The sequence below is a fragment of the Pedobacter heparinus genome, assembly GCF_032678725.1.
Classification (GTDB): domain Bacteria; phylum Bacteroidota; class Bacteroidia; order Sphingobacteriales; family Sphingobacteriaceae; genus Pedobacter; species Pedobacter heparinus_A.
This window is the reverse complement of the sequence record NZ_JAVTSC010000009.1, coordinates 114220-132453: the sequence shown is the minus strand read 5'-3', so window position 1 is coordinate 132453 and position 18234 is coordinate 114220. Positions and strand designations below refer to the sequence as shown.

18 protein-coding genes are annotated in these 18234 nt (G+C 38.1%); 4 read left to right on the top strand and 14 right to left on the bottom strand.

All coding sequences use genetic code 11. The annotated features are described in order from the left end of the window. Nucleotides 1–7: 7 nt before the first annotated feature. The 14 genes from R2Q85_RS14790 to R2Q85_RS14725 all read right to left on the bottom strand — a co-directional run bounded on the left by R2Q85_RS14790 (nucleotide 8) and on the right by R2Q85_RS14725 (nucleotide 14910). Nucleotides 8–250 (bottom strand): hypothetical protein, encoded by a 243-nt coding sequence (locus tag R2Q85_RS14790; RefSeq protein ID WP_316812568.1) that lies wholly within the window; start codon nucleotides 248–250, stop codon nucleotides 8–10. Between the two features lie 131 nt (nucleotides 251–381). Then, the gene (locus R2Q85_RS14785; RefSeq protein ID WP_316812567.1) at nucleotides 382–723 is read right to left on the bottom strand and encodes a helix-turn-helix transcriptional regulator; all 342 of its coding nucleotides are present in this window, start codon (nucleotides 721–723) and stop codon (nucleotides 382–384) included. Next, nucleotides 723–968 (bottom strand): hypothetical protein, encoded by a 246-nt coding sequence (locus R2Q85_RS14780; RefSeq protein ID WP_316812566.1) that lies wholly within the window; start codon nucleotides 966–968, stop codon nucleotides 723–725. Before R2Q85_RS14780 ends, R2Q85_RS14785 begins: the two co-directional genes overlap by 1 nt. 296 nt (nucleotides 969–1264) lie before the next feature. Beyond that, nucleotides 1265–1663: a hypothetical protein gene (locus R2Q85_RS14775; protein ID WP_316812565.1), complete on the bottom strand. Its 399-nt coding sequence runs from the start codon at nucleotides 1661–1663 to the stop codon at nucleotides 1265–1267. Nucleotides 1664–1734: 71 nt separating this feature from the next. Then, complete coding sequence (locus tag R2Q85_RS14770; protein ID WP_316812564.1) at nucleotides 1735–2463, bottom strand: hypothetical protein; 729 nt, start codon at nucleotides 2461–2463, stop codon at nucleotides 1735–1737. 5 nt (nucleotides 2464–2468) lie between these two features. Then, nucleotides 2469–3632, bottom strand: coding sequence for a TlpA disulfide reductase family protein (locus R2Q85_RS14765; RefSeq protein WP_316812563.1), 1164 nt, complete (start codon nucleotides 3630–3632; stop codon nucleotides 2469–2471). A gap of 7 nt (nucleotides 3633–3639) precedes the next feature. Then, the gene (locus R2Q85_RS14760; RefSeq protein ID WP_316812562.1) at nucleotides 3640–5310 is read right to left on the bottom strand and encodes a TlpA family protein disulfide reductase; all 1671 of its coding nucleotides are present in this window, start codon (nucleotides 5308–5310) and stop codon (nucleotides 3640–3642) included. Nucleotides 5311–5550: 240 nt separating this feature from the next. Further along, nucleotides 5551–6936 carry a RagB/SusD family nutrient uptake outer membrane protein gene (locus R2Q85_RS14755; protein WP_316812561.1) on the bottom strand — a complete coding sequence of 462 codons (1386 nt, stop codon included), beginning with the start codon at nucleotides 6934–6936 and terminating at the stop codon, nucleotides 5551–5553. A gap of 4 nt (nucleotides 6937–6940) precedes the next feature. Further along, nucleotides 6941–10585, bottom strand: coding sequence for a SusC/RagA family TonB-linked outer membrane protein (locus tag R2Q85_RS14750; RefSeq protein ID WP_316812560.1), 3645 nt, complete (start codon nucleotides 10583–10585; stop codon nucleotides 6941–6943). 204 nt (nucleotides 10586–10789) lie between these two features. Continuing rightward, a complete protein-coding gene (locus tag R2Q85_RS14745; protein ID WP_316812559.1) occupies nucleotides 10790–11197 on the bottom strand; it encodes an AraC family transcriptional regulator in 408 nt (135 codons plus the stop codon). Next, on the bottom strand, nucleotides 11194–12522 hold the full coding sequence (locus R2Q85_RS14740; RefSeq protein WP_316812558.1) for a FecR family protein: 1329 nt from the start codon (nucleotides 12520–12522) through the stop codon (nucleotides 11194–11196). The genes R2Q85_RS14745 and R2Q85_RS14740 overlap by 4 nt, the downstream gene beginning before the upstream one ends. Before the next feature lie 123 nt (nucleotides 12523–12645). After that, nucleotides 12646–12969, bottom strand: coding sequence for a Fic family protein (locus R2Q85_RS14735; RefSeq protein ID WP_316812557.1), 324 nt, complete (start codon nucleotides 12967–12969; stop codon nucleotides 12646–12648). Then, nucleotides 12933–14201 carry a cell filamentation protein Fic gene (locus tag R2Q85_RS14730; protein ID WP_316812556.1) on the bottom strand — a complete coding sequence of 423 codons (1269 nt, stop codon included), beginning with the start codon at nucleotides 14199–14201 and terminating at the stop codon, nucleotides 12933–12935. The genes R2Q85_RS14735 and R2Q85_RS14730 overlap by 37 nt, the downstream gene beginning before the upstream one ends. Nucleotides 14202–14331: 130 nt before the next feature. After that, the gene (locus tag R2Q85_RS14725) at nucleotides 14332–14910 is read right to left on the bottom strand and encodes an RNA polymerase sigma-70 factor (RefSeq protein ID WP_316812555.1); all 579 of its coding nucleotides are present in this window, start codon (nucleotides 14908–14910) and stop codon (nucleotides 14332–14334) included. A 674-nt stretch (nucleotides 14911–15584) separates the two neighbouring features. On the opposite strand from R2Q85_RS14725, the gene R2Q85_RS14720 reads away from it, so the two are divergent. From R2Q85_RS14720 to R2Q85_RS14705, 4 genes are all read left to right on the top strand, one after another. Beyond that, on the top strand, nucleotides 15585–15818 hold the full coding sequence (locus tag R2Q85_RS14720; protein WP_316812554.1) for a hypothetical protein: 234 nt from the start codon (nucleotides 15585–15587) through the stop codon (nucleotides 15816–15818). Nucleotides 15819–16428: 610 nt separating this feature from the next. Further along, nucleotides 16429–17340: an Rpn family recombination-promoting nuclease/putative transposase gene (locus R2Q85_RS14715; protein ID WP_316812553.1), complete on the top strand. Its 912-nt coding sequence runs from the start codon at nucleotides 16429–16431 to the stop codon at nucleotides 17338–17340. Nucleotides 17341–17432: 92 nt separating this feature from the next. Next, nucleotides 17433–17576, top strand: a complete 144-nt coding sequence (locus tag R2Q85_RS14710) for a hypothetical protein (protein WP_316812552.1) — start codon at nucleotides 17433–17435, stop codon at nucleotides 17574–17576. A gap of 16 nt (nucleotides 17577–17592) precedes the next feature. Continuing rightward, nucleotides 17593–18150: a hypothetical protein gene (locus R2Q85_RS14705; protein ID WP_316812551.1), complete on the top strand. Its 558-nt coding sequence runs from the start codon at nucleotides 17593–17595 to the stop codon at nucleotides 18148–18150. Nucleotides 18151–18234: the final 84 nt, after the last annotated feature.

The following is an 18234-nucleotide window of genomic DNA, read 5'->3' as shown; positions in this document are numbered from 1 at the left end:
TATAGGTTTAATTCGGCAGTTCTTTTTTGATAAAACACAGGGCACTTTTTTCTGGCAGCCATCTGATCTGAATCATATGGGTATCGGCCAGGTATTGCAGCATTTCCGTGGCTTCTTTTTCCGATATCTTCCACTCCCCGGCAAAATTTGCACTTATGGGCCTGCCATGTAAGCCTTTAGCAATTGCTTCCAGGTTGTCGGTAAAGCTTTTTGGAAGCTTTGGCATTTTTGGGTTTGTTTTGTTTTTCATAGTAGCTGTTAATTTGTTATCATTTCATTTTTTAAGAGCCGGAAGCCCTCTGCACCTTCCGTTGACCATAAAATTGCCTTCTCTGAAGAGGCATAGGATTCATTTTTTTCTTCTGTTAAAGAAGAAAAAATTTATTCCAGCCTCAGAAGAGAACGGCTATTTTTACTTTCAAAACAAGCCAGTAATTTCTTCTGTAACGCCATGATTTCAATATTACTGACTTTTAGCTTCTCCTTCAATATTTCATTTTCTTTCTTTACCACCGCCTCCTCTTCATCCAGCAACCAACTGGCCTTCACTTCAAATATAGCAGCCAGCAACTTTAACCGGCTTACAGATACCTCTGTAAATGCACATTCAATCTTACTGTATGCCGGTACAGAAATATGCAATAGTCCTGCCATATGTTTTTGGCTCCAGTGCCGTTTTTTGCGTAGGGCTCTTATTTTTTGGTTGATGGTGGTATGGTACATTATTCTGATCCCAATAAATGAACAAACCCATGAAACTCCGCATAGTCGAATAACTCCATTTCCTGCGCCGGGGTAAATATCGAACCATCCAATGCCCGCTCCCGGTTATCCAGCAAATCCTGAAAGGTCTTGAAGCCCGCATTTTCTGCAGTAATCTGAAAATCATCCGACAATGCCAGGAAGATAAACAGTGTATTTAATACGTCCGGTTCCACCGGGCTCAATTGATTTCTTCGTTTTTTCATTTTCAGGTATAACATAAATTGTTGTTTCCTTTTAAAGAGCCGGAAGAGTACACCTAGAAACTCCTCCGGACATCTTCGTTCAACCAAACCTCAAACGGTTAATTTCATTTTAATTTCTTATTGAACCTGGTATTCCAATTTTATGTGATAAGCCTTCTTTAATAGTGCAAATGCTTTAACGTTGATTCATAAGGCACATCTTATAAAATTTGAATAACCAAGGTTCATTTAATTATGTCTTTTAAGATGCGGATGTGGTTTAATCTTCCCCATTTAGCCAAATCAATCTTTCTCACTTACTGAGCTTTTAAATGGACAGCAGTAGTACCAGGAATACCGGAGGTGTAGAAATAATACAATCCTGAATACGCACTTCCATAACCTGTATTTGAAAAATCAGGTTTCCATTCAAAACCATTCCAATTGCGTTCGGTTAAAACGCTACATAAAGCGTCTTGACCGTATCCACACAATTCATACGGATCTTGACTATCCAAAAAAACATAATTATTAGGATTGGTGTAATCGCTAAACCATATTGGCTCATTGGTTGGTCCTATGTACTGAAACCAATATGCATAATCGACATTTGTTTTCTTATTAGTGATGTTTGATTTACCGATCTGTGTGAAAGCTGTTCCTGCAATAATTATAAGCAAAACTAAGACAGGCAATAATTTCTTTCTAAATTTCATAACTTTCTACCTTTATTGAAAAAGGCTAAATTTTAAAATGAACAATAGTATAATTATTTGATTGGGTTTCTTCAGAAATAATTCACTGCCGTGACTCCAAAAGTTGCACTTCCTGTCGTCGTACCAAACACTCCTCTGATCAACAATGCTACACTTTTAAATCTGTTGGTTGCAGTGGCACTGAAATTGAAAGTTGTAATCAAAGCATCTGTAGCTGCATTCCTGACTTGAAAACTATAAACGGTTGTCGCCAATCTTGCTGGATATCCTTTCCATGTAGAGATGCCCTTATAGGGCAGATTATCTGCTTCATTGCCAGTTCCTGTAGCCAGTTTTATCTTTAAAGCGGGGCTGCCGATTGATAGATTTACAAATCGGACATTGACCACACTATCGGCCGATGATGGTATCCTTACATCGGTAACGATATAAGGGAAATCTATCTCCTCTCTGAAAATTGTATCTACTGCGACTTTTGTACCTGATAAATACATGGTATAAACCTTTGATTTAATTGCACGCGACGCATTAAATAAAATTGCATTGGTATCCAATGCAGGAACAACAATCAAATTAGGATTCCCTTCCGTTGCATAGTAAAACCCTCTTGCTAAATAGGCTGTTGTTGTGGTTTGACTGGACCAGGCAATGTTTTTCGCGGAAGAATTTACCTTTATTGCTCCGGCATCAGTTACAGCATTAATTACACAAATCGTACCTGTTGCTGGTAAAGCTTGATCTTCACTTTTACAGGAGAATAAACTTATAGTTGCTATAAATATGATTATTAGTCTTTTCATGATTATTAGTTTGATTTATTGTTTCCAATTAACAGTGTTTCTAAAGTTTTTTCCAGTTCTTCGCCTCTTATTTTATACCCTTTAACTCCAATTCCTTTCCCTGATAAACTAATTACATCAGATGCTATAATTTTCCCAGTAGCATCAAGTAAGATATAAGCAGGAATTCCTTCTACACTAAAAAAGGATTTAGAAAAATTTGCAACATCTAGCCCATTATCCCAAGGCATGTTTTCGTCCGACAGAGCCTTTTTCCATCGTATTTCATCCTTATCAGTTGATATGCCAATAATATTAAACCCGAAGTCTTTAAATTTTTTATATACCGACTTAAGATGTGGAATAGCGGATCTGCAAGGAACGCACCAACTGGCCCAAAAATCAATTAATGTTATTTTATTTTTGGTAGTCAATCCTTTTAATGAAATACTATTATTATTGGCTGTGACTATACTAAAATCTGGGATTTGTTCTCCAAAGTTAATCTGATTCGCAGTTTTTAGTTGTTGACCATAGAAGCTCATTTTTATTTTATCGGATAATGAATCATAAGCCTTAATCTTCTCCGCAGTAGTAAGAGTATAGCTATTCATAATTAGTAAAGGAACGGCATAAGAATTACCATTCATTTTAAAATAATCATTTAATACTTTTTTGTGATTTTCTTTAGCGTTTTTGATTCTTAAACTATCCTTTGGTATCTCACTAGTTAATGCAGCAATTTCTAATTTGCAGCTATCGTTTAACCTATGATATTGTTCATAAATCAATGTTGCTAATGAACTCGTGACAACTCCCAAAGGCCAAATGTCAGAATTCCCATCAATATTGATTGAGCTAGTATCGAGTATAAGTCTTATCCAATTAACACGTTTGTTAGAGAATTTAAAAGTATTTGTATCCACTATTAAAAAGCACATTTTCCCTTTTATAGGATTCTGAATTTTAAATTGGAAGCCTTCACCTTTAGTTCTTACAATTTGTAATGTATCTGCGATATCTGAGTTTTGATTATTTGCAGTAATTAAAGAAAGTTTGACCCCATTTGGTAACCCTCTTATTTTTCCTGTAACAATGTATTCATAGATTTTTTGTGAATAACTGTAATTATTCATCATAACTGAAAATACTATTGGTAATATGATTTTTATAGAATTGAGATCTTTCATTTTTAATCTATTTTACATAAGTTTCAACAATCTGTTTCAATTTTTCTTGCAACTTTAGCCCCCAAAAACTATCTTTTATTTCAGGATTTAAAATGTTGTAAGCAAATTCCAAATCGTCACCTGGCCACCACATCATTATTAACTCGGGAGTATAAAGGGACTCTGGATGTTTACATATCCATAAAATAGTCTCTTTAACATAAGCCTCTATAGCGGTCTTGTAGGTCTGATGTGTTAGCGCCATTCTTAATGAGTCTAAGCCAGCACTTTTCTTAAGGGATGACATCCAATCCTTAATGGACTTGCTTCCGGTAAAAGCCTCCATTCTATTTTGATAATCTTTTAATGCTTTTCTAAATGGAGCAGCTATTCGTTCTGTATGATCTTTATAACCATCATCCAATTTGTAATAAGAATCAGTATTGTAATTTTTATCATTTACCGCCAACTCTCTCTCGAGTGGGACAGAACTGTTGTTCGTATCGATCTTAATCAACAATTCTCTAATAATGGGTTCAAAGTCTCCATTTATCAGAAGCCCATTATACATTGCTAGCTTTCCTTCTTTATTTAATAATAGTAATTGAGGTACATAGGAAAACCCATACTTTTCAAATATCATCTTTCCAATGCTATTTTTTGCTACAACTCCGGATCTACCACTATTACCACCTAGCAACATTAATGGCCATTCGGCACCAACTTCATGATGTATTTTAAGAATTTGATCAATATCTTCTTCTGGATTATATGCAGCTGAAATAACCGTAAATCCCTTATCCTTATATTTATCGTAGATTCTCTTAATTACATGCATTCTCTCAATACAAACACTACAGGATGTCGCCCAAAAGTCTAACAAAACTACTTTCCCTCGCAGTTTAGCAATGTCAACGTCCTTCCCATTTACCGTTGGATGCTTTAGAACGAATGGTTCTTCTTGTAAAGAAAAAATAGATAATTTCTGATAAGCCCATTTCTGTATTTCGAAATGTTCATTTTTTTTGAAGTTGAGGGTGAATGATTTTAAATCATTATCATTTAACCCATACCCATCTTTATCCAAAAAAAGCATCTCCGCCAACCTAATTGACGAACTATAATCTTGCCCAAATTTCAGCTGAGAAAATGAAGCAATAAATCGTGCTTTTATTTTTTTAATAAATTTTTCTTTATCTCCTCTATAAGAGGCGTTTTTTGATCGAACCAATTCCGTTTGAAATTCTCCTAAACTAATCGTTTGTTTTTCTCGTTCGGAAATCTTTGAATCATTCAAAACACTTCCAGTTACTCTTAGAAGTTTTGTTTCCCAATTGTCATACAATTGAAAATCAAACGTCGCATCGTAGAATTCTAAAGTTGATTTCGCCTTAGCACCCAAATTTAGATCCATCCAAAAATCTGGTGCACAATAGGATTTTGTCGCTTGAAGCCACTTTATTCGTCTTTTATCATTTGGGAAATCATTCCAAAATTTGTACCCCTCTTCTAGGTATTTTCTATTCCTAATTTCTTGTTCTTTCAGTTGTTTAGGCTTGTCATTTTCAACTCCAACAGAAACTAGTCTTGCATTTAGTGCCTCCCAAGCTAGGTCAGCCTTAGATTTAGGTGCGGATTGAGCACCCAGCTTTGTTATCGAAAAGACAACAATCGCTATAATAATGATTAAATTTTTCATGTTCATTTGTATTTAAATTTGCGTGTTGATTAGAAGTTTTTTATATAGCTAGCGCCTCACACCCATATTTAAAGTTGTTAAAGTGTTTTTTGTCATCATAAATTAAATTACCGCCATCCTGATGTAAGCTCGGATCTCCGCCCTCCCTATTCACATCTAGCCCATCGACTTTTCTCTTCGGCGATATTGAAATAAATTCAGTATGACGGGCTGATCAGGACGCCACCACTAACATCCCTGTCATGGCCAGCCTGGATTTTGCTGTATCCCCGTCTGTTGAATAATGTCATCAGGTATCGGAAAAGTATACCTATAACTATTAGGTTCTAAAGTATATTCAACTCCCAACACAGTCCGTTTTAGGGTCACAGCATATCTTGGGTCTTTGTTCAACCTCCTCAAATCCATCCATCTAACACCCCGTAAAATCAGCTCTTTTTTGCGTTCTTCCAAAATTTTCACTAAGGCGTCGTCTGCACTTGTTGCAGTGATAGTAGGATAAGGAACATTTTTATCCCATCTTTTGATCATCAAATCATTTAAATCCTTCATGGCCTCTGCCGTTTTACCTGCTCGTGCATAGCATTCGGATCGAGTTAAGTAAATCTCATCGGTCGATAGACCGTTAAACTGCTGATTAGTAAGGGATTCATAAGCTCCTTTGAAACTAATAGTATTATTTGCATTTTGTCTATAAAATCTAGTTTTTCTTAGGTCATTGCTCAAATAGGCATCAAATAAGTTACGATCTACCAGACAGTTTGTTGTTATAAAAGATGCTACAAAGTTTGTATGAAATAGGACTTCTTTGTTATAGCGTCCAATAAAATTGGCTGATGCTAAGACCTCATTATAATCTAATAATGAAGAATACTGCTTCAAGCAATTATCGGCTGCTTTAAAAGAATTGTCATAATCCTCCATACTTAGGTAAGCCCTCGCTAGCAATGCATCAACTGCAGAAGAAGAGCCACGAGTAAGAACTAAAGGTCGGATTGGCAACAAATTCTTGGCTTCATTTAAATCTTTTAAAATCTGTTCGTATGTATCCTTGACAGTACTGCGCTTTGAAACAGATTTGATGTCAGAACTGAGTCTTAGAACAATACCGATATCCCTGTCAGCAGTTGAAGAATTATACGGTGGAGAATAGATTTGAGCAAGTTCAAAGAAAATCCTTGCCCTATGAAACAAAGCTTGGCCTTTTATGTTAGACCACTGTTCTTTATCAGCATTATCAGTTAATGTGAGTTTATTTAAGCCATCTAAAACAATGTTATCAATCAAAATTTTAGAATAGGAAGTGTTCCAATCTGTCACTGTATTATGGAGAACGGTTTTGCTCCAAACGTATCCATCCGAGGTCGCATTTTTCGTCGTATTTTGATATGAAATATCTGTGACGTAATGTCCATCTGATGCAACTTCTCCCAAATTGGGAAATTGTTGATTCATCGCACTAACATTATCCAGTAATCCTTGAAAATCATTTAAAGATATTGGCACCGTTAGTTTCTTATCGGATTTAACCTCCAACCAATTTTTTTTACATGCAATTAAACATGTAGTTATCACAACGAGATATAAAAGTGCATATTTTCTAAATTCCATATAATACTTTTCCATATTGTTAAAAGTTTAAATTTAAACCAACTGCTATACTACGTTGAACTGGTGGTACGCTATTATCTGGATAATCCGGATCAATACCATCTTTGTTTGCTTTCCATAATATGCCCAAGTTGCTTGTATAAACGAACAAATTTGCGTTGGTGAATGGTAAACGTTTAATAGTAGACCTATTTAGAGCGTACGAAAGACGGATATCTCTTAACCGAATATGATCTCCTTTGACAACTAAGGAATTAGAATTCATATAAAAATCATCTCGTCCATCATTGCTATTAGGCATAGAAGGGACTATTGTAAAATCTTCGTCACCTGGTTTTCGCCAGCGCAGGGCATAGTCACTATGTGCTTTGCCCCATCCAGAAAGCATACTGGCATAATTTATTGATGTTGTACGCACGAAATATTTCAGTTGAAACCCGATATTGAAGGATAAAGAAATTTGCTTGTAATTCAATGTATTTAATACATTGCCAAAAATCTCTGGAGTGGCTGAACCATGATAAATCAAATCTGAAGGATTAGCCCCACCAGAGGAAGACGGCTGAATGACTTGAATAAAGTCGACTATTTGCCCGTTTACGTATCCCCTTGGCTGTCCAGCTAATGGATCTAGACTTGCGGCAGGGTAGCTATAGACTTTTAAACGACGTTCGTTTAATACTAAGAATGTAGGACTAAAGTAATTTGAAGTATTATTCTTATTAAATTGGCTTATTTCATAGTTAGTAATTTTATCTGTATTGTAACTCAAATTAAGACTAGTTGCCCATTTCAGTTTTCGATCAAAGTTAACCGAATTTAATATAAGATCGAATCCTTTACCAGTCATAGTGCCGTAATTCCCACTATAAGTTGAAACTCCTACTGTTGATTCAATAATTTTAGCACCTATTAAATTAACTCCTTTTTTCTTATAGTACTCTAGAGTGCCGTTTATCCTATTGTTTAGAATTCCAAAATCTACCCCTAGATTAACCACTTTAACCCTCTCCCAAGTCAATCCCGGATTGGGTGGGGTTAATAAAGTCAAATAGATTTCATTGTTATATGTACCAGTGGGATTATTATACTGAGCTGTTGGAAGGGCGGTAGCTCTATTGTTCATATTAGCGTTATAGCCATAGGTAGCTCTCAATTTTAAAGAAGACAGCCATTTTAATTGATAGAAATCTTCATTTGATATATCCCATAATATTCCGGATGACCAAAGCGGAGTAATCCGTTGATTGGCTTTTGATCCAAAAAAATTGCTTCCGTCAATTCTTCCACTTGCTGTCAAGGTATATTTATTGTTATAAGTATAGCCGGCATTAGCAAAATAGCTCATAAAACGATTAAGAATTCCACTATTTGATTCACCTGAAGATATCGTACCAAAAGCACCAACGTGTCCAGCTGGTCTTATTGCAAAACTATTCTTGAAATCCATGTTGGTCGAAAATGTTGAGGTATTGCGATCGAATTTGTATTTTCTTTCAGTATTACTATAAAAGCTAATCTCTTTTGCTTCAACCCCAGCTATTGCACTGATTTGATGCTTCGCCCATTTCTTATCTATGGTAAGTGTACTGCGAATATTCCAGTCTATACTTTCGCTATTGGTAAAGTCTAATATTCCACCAAGCGGAACTGGGTACTGTATTTTACCAGATGCATCTTTGTACATGAATCTATTAATTGTATTTCTCGTTCCATACGACTTAATACTGCTATAATTATTGTTGTTAGAATTTACGTTTTCATATTGGGAGCTTATTGCAATGGCGATGCCTGGAAGAAGATTATACTTAATTCCACCTCCAATACGCGTACTATTTAAATCAGTTGTATTATCACTATTTTCCATTTCATCTAAAGGTCTATAATACCAGTCCAGGAGGGCGGGATAACTTGCAGTATCAAGATAGGCTACTCTATAATCAATATTTCTAGCTAATGGCAAACTATTTCCATAATTGTCAGCTAAGCGACTATATGGCGCAACAGTTCCACGTGCATTAGGGAGAAATGAAGTATAGTTAACACCGAAGGCAGCTGTATTCTTACGTTTTGTGTATACAATAAATGTATTTAATTCAAGATTTTTAATTGGCTTAAAAGTGCTGTTAAAATTTAAGGTAACCCGATCATTCTGATTGCCCTTTTCGATAGGCAAATTATTGTCATACCCAAACGAAGTATAATATTTCATCTTTTCACTACCCCCACTAATGTTAAAAGAATATTGTTGGTTAACAGCAGTTTGTAGCAAATATTTACTAATATCATCCCTGATATCATACCCTCCCATTGCAGCCAGTTGCGCAAGGACTTCCGGATCTTTTAAAACATTATATCCTGGGGTAGAAATATGCTGCTTTCTAGCAGCAAGCATCAATTCCACCGCAGGTGAAAGAGCGGGAAAATAATCAATAGAAGGATATAGATCATCATAAACATTATAAGAACCCACAGAAAATGCCTTTTTCTCAAATTCAATTGCTTCCATTGGATCGATCACTTTCATTTTATCCAATCGAGGTTTCTCAACGAGATTAACACTGCTTTGAAAGGACACATTTGTATTTTGATTAAACTTTCCTTTTTTTGTAGTAATTACAATCACACCATTTCCTGACCTCGCCCCCCAAATGGATGCGGCAGCGGCATCACGTAAAATTGTTATTGACTCAATATCATTAGGATTAAGGTTATTCAAAGAAATTCTGGTAGTGCTTTCTCCTACTTCTTCATAAGGGAATCCATCAACAACGATTAGTGGTTTCATACTTGCGTTAATTGTACTTAAGCCTCTAATTGTAATATTAGAACTCACAAGAGGAGTCTTTTCTATCTTTAAACTGTTAGTTACCTCCAATATTCTATCTAGTACATTCGTACTTACTCCTCTGCTAAATAGTTCCTTATCAATCTGCACAAAACTTCCCGTTGCACGCTCCTTAGGTATATTCTGATAACCGGTACTGTAAGTTACATTCACCTCCTCCAACTCTCCAGTAGCCACATTCAACTTAATCTCTAAGGGCATCACCGCATCTTTCAAACTAATCTCCAAAGTCTTAAAGCCCACGTAACTCACCAGCAAAACCGCATCCTCATCCACACCCTTAATCTCAAACTCACCATCCGCATTAGTATTCGTAACAGCACTTTTCCCTTTTACCCGGATACTGGCGTTTGGGAGCGGTTTCCCGTCCTGGTCTACAACCCGACCTTTAACAGTCAGATCCTTCCACAGGTTCTTCGCTGCGCTCTGAATGACATTAAAAAGAGAAGACTCCTTCGCTTTTATAAAAATTGTCTTTTCTACGATCTCATAGCTAACCGGCTGGCCGGAAAAGGATGCAGACAAGGCTTTCTCTAAACTTGCATTTTTTACGGAAACAGATACCGGATGCAGGCGCTTCAATAGATCGCCGTCTATAATAAACTTATACCCCGATTGCTTCCGTATTTCTTTCAATACCTGCGCCATCGGTGCCTTGTTTGCGGTAATCGTCAGGCTTTGTGCAAATGTGGATGCACTTACCTGTACCATACTGACAATCAATATAAGGATGCTGATCTTCATCGCTAATAATAGATTAAGGTCTTTCAGGTAAGGAACTGGCCTACCTAAAAACTTCATATTTTTTCTATACATTTACTTGCTTGGTTTACGCGGTGTATGCCTGATATCTTTCCAGGACGTTGGCATACACGTAATTAAATTGTGTTTAATTCATAATTTGCCATCAGCACAAACAGGGGTGTTCAAGCATCCCTGTTTATTTTTTATGGGCTTGTAAATGGTGTTAAGGGTCGTTCCTGTAAAGTCTTTTCATCTTTTGGTTTGTTGGTTAGCAATTTATTTGGTTCTCGAGTTGATTCTATACTGTTTGGGTGTCATTCCGGTCATCCGTTTAAAAAACCGGCTGAAATAGCCCGGATCTTCAAAACCCAGGATAAACGCCAGGATTCTTATATGCATCCGCGTAGTACGCAGGAGGTATTGGGCTTCTGCCAGTACCCGGTCCTGAACCATCGCAAAAACGGTTTTGCCACGTTCCTGATGGGTAATGTTATTGAGCGTTCGGGTAATATGGGCCAGCGCGCTGCTGTAAAAATCAGGGCTCTTTTCTTCCCTGAAATGCTCGTTAATCAAGGCATCCAATTGCTCCATCAGCATTACAGGAGATACGTACAATCCCTTAAAAGCTCCCGGACTAGGCTCTGTATCGTACATAACGGGTCCGATGGGTGTTCCTGCTGTCATTTCCTTTTAAATGGTTTTACTACAATGGTTTTATTGTTGATCTCAAAATCTACGGTCTGCGCACCGGCCAGCATTTTTAATACCTTGCTCACCTGCTCGTATTTCGATACCGATCCCCAGATCTCCTTATTGGCTACATCCCCTTCATAAATCACATCCACATTATACCAGCGCGCAATCTTGCGCATAATGCTGCCAATCTTTTCATTTTCAAATACGAATTCGCCGTTTTTCCAGGCAACGGCAGATTCCACGTCGATTTTGTTTACGGTTATGCGGTTGTTGTTGGTAATAATGGATTGTTCACCGGGTTTTAATACTGTTGTGCCTATGCTCTTTGTCATCCCGAGTTCATTTGTCATCCCGAGTTCCGAGGGATCTAGATCCTTCGCTTTCGCTCTGGATGACAAAACATTCGCTCTGGATGACGGGGTGTTCAGGCTGGACGACGTGATGGTCGGCCCTGACGACGACACCCTTACACTACCTTCCAACAACGTAGTCTTAACACCATTTTCATCCTTATAAGCACTAATGTTAAAGTGCGTTCCAAGCACGGTTACCTCCTGCGCCATATTTTCCACTATAAACGGCATTTTTTTATGCTTAGCCACTTCAAAATACACCTCGCCGTATAATAACAATATTTTGCGTTCCTTACCAATAAATTGTGAAGGGAAACTTATTCTTGAATCAGCATTTAACCAAAGCTTGCTGCCATCCGGTAAAACCACCTGGTACATCCCACCTCTCGGCGTAGTTGCAGTAAGCATCTGCACCTTGCTATCAGCGCCCTGCCCGTCATCTCGACCGTATGGGAGAGATCTCTTGTTTGTGCTATTCAAGAGATCCTTCGCATTCGCTCTGGATGACAAAATAGTACCATCATTATATCTCAACTCACTCCCCACCACAACCCCCGTTTTCCTATCACTCAAATTAATCACCCTCCCATCAGCAAGCGTAAGCGTTGCAGTGTTCTTGCCGGGTGCAATGTCATTTTGATACGCCAGGCTTTTGTCATCCAGAGCACCGCGAAGGATCTTATCGCTATTATAAAACCATACCCCAAAAACAATTGCTGCTACCGCAGCAGCCACGCCAATAACACGCGGCCAGAGTTTCACCTTCCTGATCGGTTTTGCTTCCCGCTCAACAACTGCCCACATTAAACTTTGTGCAGCCTGCAGCTGCTCAGCAGTTAAAGCCAGCTTATCAGTTTCGTTCCACTGCAGGTAAGCATGCTCCAGCCAGGCAATTTCCTCCTCACTAGCTTTACCTGCTGTGTACCTTTCTAATAACGCTTTAAATTCATGCTCCTGCATCGCTATCTGGATTAATTGATCTGCTTTCTATATGTAATACAACTCAGCAAACCAGATTGGGTATGCGAAATGAAAAAAATGTTAAATAATTGTGAATAACACTTTAAATAGTTTGATGGAACGTTATTCGGGAAGATGAGCCACAGGTCTACCTTTCATGCCTTCATTAACTAAATGTGCTATGAACTTAGTCAATGCTGTTATATCTTGTGCTACACTTGCCTTTTCCAGGGCTTCCATATATTCCGCCCTCATCTCTACTGGAATCACCGTCCAGGGATAGCCACCTGAAGCAAGCATCACATTCATTAGAAAACGGCCAATTCTACCATTCCCATCCATATATGGGTGAATAAATACAAATGCAAAATGACCTAGTACTGCCCTTACCGACGCCTCTGTTTCGGCTGCTAGTAGCTCAAAAAGTACAGGCATTGCGTCACGCATCGCCTCAACGCTAAGTGGAACATGTTAGATCCGCCAATATATACCTGATGACGGCGGTATCCTGCCAGATCAGATGATTTTAACAAACCAGCCACCACGCTCGGGTCAAAAAGCTCACGATACCATTTTTGGTGATCAACATCGGCTTGTTTGCCCGCATTAGCTCCGTTCAGAATTTTAATTATAGTTTCCTTTACTATTAAAAAGGCTTGGTAGTAGCCTCTGGCTGCCATAGCATCCTTTTGTTTTCTATCTTCTTTATTGATGTTATGGTTCCACATACCACTGCTCACGCGATCAATCAGTTCGGCCGTTACTTTATATCTCTCTATAGATAAGGAATGGTATGCATCTGTAGTATACACATCATCTATTTTTGAAATATAAGCACCATGTTCTTCAGAAATACCTGGTGCTTTAGGGAAAGCCTTGATAATAATTTCCCGCATTTCCATCCACATCAGCTTAATTCTATTTACAAATGGTGATCTCTCCCGAACAGAGAGATCGATATTTAATTTACTTTCAAACGGATCAATTTCTCTTACGTCATAGCCAGCCTGCCTCATGGTATCAACAATTTGATCAGATATCTTTTCTCTATTGATATTTCGAAATGCCCCTGCAATCCTGCCGGCCAGTGTAGTATGTCCATATTCAAGCAAAGTCGGTAATAATTCAGAGGCATCGCTTATCATTGACAATGCAGTCCTGGCATCTAAGGAATTATTGGAAAAGACAGATGTAGAAGCATAAATTAATGCAGCGGCCTTGCTATACATTCTAATGCCTTTTTCCATTACAATTAAGTCTTCATCCGGCAAATCCGCTTTTAAATTAAACAGAGAGGTATTATTTGGCAGCGGGGTTGTCGTATTATTTGATTTTGGAGATCGTATAATCAATTGTGCAGGAACGGACCAATTACCGGCATGCAACTGTAGAGACTGGTCTGCTGATATACACCATTTAGTATCGTTTTTATGGGTTACGAATTTAGCTACAAAATCCCAATAGGAAGTATACCATGAAGTGGTATCACCAGATCTTTCTTCGGGACTAGTTGCAATATACCATCCTTTAGAAACCTCTTTTAAAAACCCCGTTCTAATTAAAATGCTTTTATATGTTCTGTTCGGAATTTCATCAGTGTGAATAGCAACAACACCATTATCCTGCAGTTTCTGCAATTCTTTTAACGATTCTATAAATCTTTCTTGCGGAGTAGCCATGACTTATTTCGTACGATTACAATTATATCCTTCTGGGCTATTACAATTAAATTATGTAGTGCTATTACAATTATATCGTGCAATAGTAACGAAATTTAATCGTTCCACCAAACTGTATAAAAATTAGTAATTAAGAATCCATCCAGGAGATCAGCACAAGGATCAATCCAATCTTTGGTTTCAATATCCTCAACGCCTTTTTCATTTGATCCGCCACTGTCGACTCTGCAATACCCAGGCGCTCGGCAATTTCCTTGTTAGACAAGTTTTCATGTCTGCGCAAATCAAATACCGCACGCATTCTTGGCGGCAACGCAGCGATCTCATTTTCAATCATGGCAGCAAACTGCCGCTCCCTGATTAAATAATCAGTAGGCGCAGTGATCTGCTGGTTTATTTTGGTAAAAGTTTCCGCATAGGCAGATACCACCTTTTTATGCTTCACCAGGTTGAAGATGGCATTACGCACAGCCATATACAAATACCCCGACAGGTTATTGCCCGCATCCAGATGGTCATGTTTAGCCCACAGGGCAATGAACATCTCCTGAACCACATCACGCGCATCCGCTTCATCCCGCAGCTTATTAAAAGCATGGGCATACAATAAGCTGCTGTAACGGTTAAAAACTTCAGTAAAAGCCTGGTGGTTCCCTGCCCTCAGCAAAGCCGTCAGTTCCTGGTCAGTATATGAACTATAAGTTGTCATCGGTTTCCCTTGTAGCTGTAAATTTACCGATAATTTAAATAATTAACCACAAATTATTCGGTAATTTTTACTTAGTGTAGCGCTTACACACAAGGAATTAGCCTCCAAAACCAAGCTCAAACCATCAAAAATCCAATTCGAAAAATGGAATCTTCCACTGTACATCCGGTAACAACGAATGGCCACCCTAAACAGAATTAACAGCAAAATTTCGTCCTGAAAAGCCCAGTTCCGAAACCTCCAATTCCAAACTAAATTTCGCAAAACCCTAAAACTTTAGTGTTTCCAGCTGATCTTCACGGAAATTAGATTTCGCAATAATAGTCAGCGTAGCTTTGTATCTATGTCAAATTCTGGTTATTTCGTTTTAAAAGGGCACCATACAGAAATTGGAATTAAATATTACTTCACAAGTAATGGAAATTCTAATATTGTAAAGTACCAGGCCGTATTTGTTACCAACGAAAATTGTTTAATTTTGTACTATGAGAACCAAGAAAAGAAATACTGATAAATTGGTAAAAATATCCGAAAAAACGCTATTGTCATTAGTGGCAGATCGCCTGAAGGATAGGGTATTATTCCCAGAGAAGTTAGAAAGCTCACGTAAGTTCATTGAATCAATAAAGGAAAGCACAATCTAAACTTTCAATCGCAAGGTCCGACCTGAAGAGATGAACGAATATCAGCAAAGTCTAAAAATACAACGTGACAATAATGCCACGCTACGCTACGCCGAAAAAGAAGCCAGGGCAAAGGGATTTGCTGAAGGTTTAGCAGAAGGTTTAGAAAAGGGCAAACACAAAAAAGCTGTAGAAATGGCACTCAAACTCTTAACCAAAGGTACTGCTCTTGATGAAATTGCGGATATAACCGGCCTTACCATCAAAGAGATCGAAGAACTTTAGCCCACCCGCCAATACATGCAGCTTGTCCTTTATGCAATAAAAACAATGCAGTTCAAAAAAGTAAATATTTGAATTAAGAAGCAAATGCAAAAGCTGATCCTTTTTCAGAACGGTAAGCAGCAAACAGCGATGAAGGAGAACTTTTAACTTTAATCCGGTTTACATGATATATTTTTAGCACTACTGCCGCCATAACCGAGTTCCTCGCTGAGCACTATGTTGCTAGCTTCCTGCAACGTTTTGTCGCATATAGTTCTGATTTTTTCAGATCCTGATTTTTTAATGGTACACTTCCAGCAACCTACTTCATCATCCGAACTGGTACAGGAACTCAGGCAATAAATAATCAGAATCAAGGTACAGCGTAAAAAATTTTTAGTCATGACAGCGAATTTTCACGAATATAAGAATCTTTGGTTTACTAACAATCTAATGCTATTTTTCCCTTTTTTTGAACAGAATTTCATCCTGAAAAGTACATTCCGGAAACCTCCAATTCCAAACTAAATTTCGCAAAACCCTAAAACTTTAGTGTTTCCAGCTGATCTTCACGGAAATTAGATTTCGCAATAATAGTCAGCGTAGCTTTGCTGAAACTAACCAGCAATAAATGTCAGAAAAAACAAGTACAACTACCGATACCACAATCCTGGATCAAGATCAACTTACCCGCTTTATTGATCCATACAGTGACTTCGGATTCAAGCATCTGTTCGGAAAAGCACTAAATCGCGATTTACTGATCAAGTTCTTAAACGGCGTATTTAAAGGCAGAAAAGTAATTGTCGACATTCAATATAAAAACACGGAGTACAAAGGTCCGGGAAAAAAGTACAGGAAAACCATCTTTGACCTTTACTGTACCGGGGATAAAGGCGAAAATTTCATCATCGAAATGCAAAAAGCAAAAGTCCAGAATTTCATAGACCGCAGCATCTTCTACACAACCAATCTGATACAGGAGCAAGGTGTCGACGTAGATGCCGACTGGGACTACCTCCTACCGGAGATTTACTTTCTTGCCATCATGGATTTTAAGTTTGACGACAGCCATCCCGACCATTTTATACACGACGTAAGGTTGATAGAAATTCATACCAACAAAGAGTTTTTCCCAAAATTGAGCTATATTTTTATAGAGATGCCCAAGTTTAAAAAAACAGAAACTGAACTCGAAAACGAATTAGAAGAATGGCTGTACATCTTAAATAATTTAAAACAATTTGAGGAGATTCCTGTATCTTTGAGAGAAAAGGAAGAATATAAAAAAGTATTCGAGATTGCAGAAATTGGCAATTTAACACCTGAAGAGATGAACGAATATCAGCAAAGTCTAAAAATACAACGTGACAATAATGCCACGCTACGCTACGCCGAAAAAGAAGCCAGGGCAAAGGGATTGGCTGAAGGCGAACACAAAAAAGCTGTAGAAATGGCGCTCAAACTCTTAACCAAAGGTACTGCTCTTGATGAAATTGCGGATTTAACCGGCCTTACCATCAAAGAGATCGAAGAACTTTAGCTCACCCGCCAATTCAACGCGTAAAGATACCATTGGTTCCGCGCAAAAATTACCTTATTTTTGTGGTGATAAATCACCACATTTGATCGTCAATGGACAAATTGCTGAAGAACTACGATGCGCTGGTACAAGAATACAACAAAACTATTGTTGACAGTTTTAATATAGACGATTTCAGGAAATACAATGAGATTTTGCTTTCGGCCCATAGCTGCGCTGTTGAGGGCAATCTATAAATAAAGAAAATGTCTGATGGAGCCTGTAATCATTAAAAAGTCCAGAGACGGAGAAGAAAACGCAAGTATTGGCTGCCTGTTTATCATTATCATCCCGGTTATCTGGGCCATATACGAGATCGCAACAACCAAACATAGCTTTGAGGTCTGGTTTTTCTCCGGATTCATTGCTGTTCTATTCGCCGTTCCGCTCGAATATTTCCTGGTTTCCAGGCTGCCTTTAAGTCCGTCGATGATCATCAACAAAGAAGGGATCACATTTTTTTCCAATCTCAAAAGATACAGCGGCCTGGCGCTGGTTAGGAAATATTACCCAATTCATGAAGCGCTGATCAAATGGGATGAGGTCAAAGACTTCATGCTCGATACCCGCTATGAAGACAGGCCCAATGGAGATCAGGGTGGCACCATGACTGTTCGGCTCGACACGCTCATTATGGTGGGTGCCCCTGATAAAAGGGACCATTACCACTCCATAGGCAACTTAACGTTAGCCCCGGAGCAGATCCTTGCGCTGTGCAAGGAGTTTCACATTACGTATAAAAGCCTGCCAAAACGCAATATCATTCGTTAATTTACCCCTAAAACTAGCCAATATCTAATTCTTATGTTTTGTCTTATACAGAGCTCTATTAAATCTTTGCAACTCATCTCAAAA